Annotated in this window: 2 protein-coding genes; both read right to left on the bottom strand. The window is 68.8% G+C overall.

Features of this window, described 5'->3' with window-relative positions; genetic code table 11:
* Positions 1 to 360 precede the first annotated feature (360 nt).
* Entirely contained in the window at positions 361 to 1,668 is a 1,308-nt protein-coding gene (eno, locus tag PKE44_RS18700; protein WP_324554245.1) for a phosphopyruvate hydratase, read from the bottom strand.
* A 65-nt stretch (positions 1,669 to 1,733) separates the two neighbouring features.
* Positions 1,734 to 2,081 (bottom strand): pyruvate kinase alpha/beta domain-containing protein (locus PKE44_RS18695; protein WP_324554243.1); only part of this gene is annotated, 348 nt, incomplete at its 5' end.

Genomic DNA, 2,081 nt, shown 5'->3' with positions numbered 1-2,081 from the left:
GATTTCCTGCGCACCCGGCTCGCTGAGCTGTATGACGAGTACGAAAAATCGCAAGCGGGTGAAAAACCAAGGATAAAAGGCCTTTAACGCCTGCCGTCGCCGCCGCAGGCACGAGTTCCGGCAAGCTTCCGGACAGCTTCTCCGGCCCGGTCCGGACCAGGTTTTGAATCATTACCCATATGATTCTGAAAGAATAAAAATCGTCGGCGAGCGGGTGAATGATCGTCCGGACTCGTAAGATGAGGCGCAGTGCCGGCCTGCCCGCCCCTGCGCCCGCTGCCGGCACCGCAGGCATGCTCCGATGCCTGCGGCCCGCTACCGGGAATGCTGCGCACGGCTCGCAGCCGCAGCGTCAGCGGCTCAGTCGACGGCCAGCGGATACCGGGGCATGCCGCAGAACGCGCTGCGGCCCCGGTAACGCGCCTCAGCACCGAGTTCGGCCTCGATCAGCAGCAGGCGGTTGTATTTGGCCACGCGGTCGCTGCGACACGGCGCGCCGGTCTTGATCTGCGTGGCGGTGGTGCAGACCGCGAGATCGGCGATCGTCGTGTCCTCGGTTTCGCCGGAGCGATGCGAGATCACGGCGCCGTAGCCGGCCGCCTCGGCCATCGCGATGGCGGCCAGGGTTTCGCTCAGCGTGCCGATCTGGTTCGGCTTGATCAGGATGGCGTTGGCAAGGCCTGCGTCGATGCCACGGCGCAGCAGCCGTGTGTTGGTCACGAACAGATCATCACCGACCAGCTGCACGCGATCGCCGAGGCGCGCGGTCAGCAATCGCCAGCCCTCGTGGTCGTCCTCGGCCATGCCGTCCTCGATGCTGAGGATCGGATAGCTGTCGGCCAGATAGGCCAGATGATCGACGAAGCCGGCCGCATCGAACGAGCGCTGCTCCGAGGCGAGCACGTAGCGTCCGTCGTGGTGGAACTCGGTGCTCGCGAGGTCAAGACCAAGGCCGATGTCGGTACCGGGCCGGAAGCCGGCCTGTTCGATCGCGGCCATCAGCTGCTCCAGCGCGGCCTCGCTCGAAGGCAGGTCCGGCGCGAAGCCGCCCTCGTCGCCGACCGCCGTCGCCAGGCCGAGGCGCGCAAGCCGGCTCTTCAGCGCGTGGTACACCTCCGTGCCCCAGCGCAGCGCCTCGGCGAAGCTCGCGGCTCCGACCGGCAGGATCATGAATTCCTGCAGGTCGATGCTGTTGGCGGCATGCACGCCGCCGTTGACGATGTTCATCATCGGCACCGGCAGATGGAACTGCGTCTGTGCGCCGTTCAGGCAGCGATACGGTGGCAGATCCGCAGCGGCGGCCGCGGCGCGGGCGCTCGCCAGCGACACGGCCAGCAGCGCGTTGGCACCGAGGCGTGACTTGTCGGGCGTGCCGTCGAGCTCGATCAGGCAGCGGTCGATGCCGGTCTGGTCGCCGGCATCGCGGCCGCCCAGGGCGCGGCTGATCTCGCCGTTGACGTGACCGACCGCGCGGGTCACTCCGCGGCCGAGGTAGCGGCGGGCATCGCCGTCGCGCAGCTCCAGCGCCTCTTGCGAGCCGGTGGAAGCCCCGGAGGGTGCGGCGGCGAAGCCGCGGCTGCCGTCGGCGAGCACGACCTGGGCCGCGACGGTGGGATTGCCGCGCGAATCGAGGATTTCGAAGCCGTGAACCTGCTGGATCGTGGTCATGCTGAAGGTTCCTGTTTCTGTTCCTGTTTCGGATCGGTGGCGGATCAGGTCCGCAAGGCCGAGACTCAGACGAGTTCGGCGATGTGCAGCAGGTTGGTGCTACCGGCAGTGCCGAACGGCATGCCGGCGGCGATCACCACCGGCTGCCCCGGCCGGCCGTAGCCTTCGCGGCGCACCGTCGTGCAGGCGAGTTCGCTCATGCCGCTGACGTCGGTCACATCGGCGCAGAGCACGGCGTGCACGCCCCAGACCAGCGTCAGCCGGCGGGCCGTGGCCGCGTGCGGGGTCATGCCGATCACTGCTGCCGGCGGCCGCTCGCGGGCCACGCGCAGCGCCGAACAGCCCGAGCTGGTGTAGGCGACGACGGCCGCGGCCTGCAGCCGGCCGGCCACCGCGCTGACCGCGGCACCGAT

Source organism: Plasticicumulans sp. (assembly GCF_035331805.1).
Lineage (GTDB): Bacteria > Pseudomonadota > Gammaproteobacteria > Competibacterales > Competibacteraceae > Plasticicumulans.
The sequence above is the reverse complement of the archived record's forward strand: the minus strand, read 5'-3'. Positions and strand labels throughout refer to the sequence as shown.

Excerpts from the sequence above, each read along its gene's own strand:
- eno (WP_324554245.1), bottom strand. The coding sequence starts at position 1,668 with ATGACCACGATCCAGCAGGTTCACGGCTTCGAAATCCTCGATTCGCGC.